The 272-nt window shown below is 64.7% G+C and carries 1 protein-coding gene; it reads left to right on the top strand.

Annotated elements, in window-relative coordinates:
- On the top strand, positions 1–272 hold a 272-nt coding region (locus tag ACLJNW_RS25195; protein WP_410961357.1), incomplete at both ends, for an MFS transporter.

Below are 272 nucleotides of genomic sequence, written 5' to 3'. Positions count from 1 at the left end.
CTGCTGAAGAGCCGCAACATCCTGCTCTGCACCCTGATCAGTTGCGTATTCGTCACCTGGTTCATCGTGCTGATTTCCTTTACCCCGACCTTCCTGGTCAACGCCCGCGGCTTCAGCCCGGCGACCATGGGCAGGCTGATGAGCTGCCTGGGCGTCGCCTGGGTGGTCTGGGGCTTCGCCGTACCGGCGATATCCGATCGCATCGGCCGTCGACCGACCCTGGTGGCGTTCTCCCTGCTCGCCGCGTGTTGCCCGCTGGCGCTGCTCTATGC

It is taken from the genome of Salmonella sp. SAL4457 (genome assembly GCF_046548235.1).
In the GTDB taxonomy this organism is placed as follows: domain Bacteria; phylum Pseudomonadota; class Gammaproteobacteria; order Enterobacterales; family Enterobacteriaceae; genus Salmonella; species Salmonella enterica.
Note: the sequence above shows the minus strand (reverse complement) of the source record. Positions and strands in the feature narration are given on the sequence as shown.